The 642-nt window shown below is 71.0% G+C and carries 2 protein-coding genes; both read left to right on the top strand.

Annotated elements, in window-relative coordinates:
- A partial coding sequence (locus B8460_RS18875; RefSeq protein ID WP_048863169.1) for a cytochrome d ubiquinol oxidase subunit II occupies positions 1–430 on the top strand: 430 nt, incomplete at its 5' end.
- A gap of 23 nt (positions 431–453) precedes the next feature.
- Positions 454–585 carry a DUF2474 family protein gene (locus B8460_RS21295; protein ID WP_148360710.1) on the top strand — a complete coding sequence of 44 codons (132 nt, stop codon included), beginning with the start codon at positions 454–456 and terminating at the stop codon, positions 583–585.
- Positions 586–642: the final 57 nt, after the last annotated feature.

The following is a 642-nucleotide window of genomic DNA, read 5'->3' as shown; positions in this document are numbered from 1 at the left end:
CTATGCCGCCGCCCTGGGCGTCGTGCTGCTGCTGCTGATCGCGGCGGTCAGCCTGTGGACGCCGTTCCTCAATGCCGGGTTCCGCCATCGCTGGTTCGACTGGCCCAACATCGCCTATCTCAGCCCGATCCCGGTCCTGGTGCTGCTGGTCGCGCTGACGTTCTGGCGCGGGCTGGCGCGCGAGCGCGACGTGACGCCGTTCCTGTGCGTGCAGGCGTGGTTCCTGCTCTGCTACATCGGCCTCGGCGTCAGCATCTTCCCGATGATGGTGCCGCCGTCGATCTCCATCTGGCAGGCAGCCGCGCCGGCGGCGAGCCAGCGCTTCCTGCTGGTGGGCGCATCGGTGCTGATCCCGATCATCCTGGCCTACACCGCGTTCGCCTACTGGACGTTCCGCGGCAAGGTGCGGCCCGGGATGCATTACCATTGAGGGGCGCGGCGATGACGGAATGGATGGCTGACGGCAGGATCGCCCCGCCGCCGAACCGGCTGCGGCGGGTGCTGTGGTTCGTGGCGCTCTATGCGGCGGGCGTCGTCATCACCGGCGCGGTGGCGTACGGGCTGAAGATGCTGCTGCCGGGCTGACCCCCGGGCTGGGCGCCGGGCTGGGCGCCGGGCTGGGCGCCGCGCCGGCGGGTGGGT

It is taken from the genome of Acidisphaera rubrifaciens HS-AP3, assembly GCF_000964365.1.
Taxonomy (GTDB): Bacteria; Pseudomonadota; Alphaproteobacteria; order Acetobacterales; family Acetobacteraceae; genus Acidisphaera; species Acidisphaera rubrifaciens.
The sequence above is the reverse complement of the archived record's forward strand: the minus strand, read 5'-3'. Positions and strand labels throughout refer to the sequence as shown.

What these genes read in the sequence shown, in the direction of transcription:
- B8460_RS21295 (WP_148360710.1), top strand. Translation starts at nt 454, where the DNA reads ATGGCTGACGGCAGGATCGCCCCGCCGCCGAACCGGCTGCGGCGGGTG.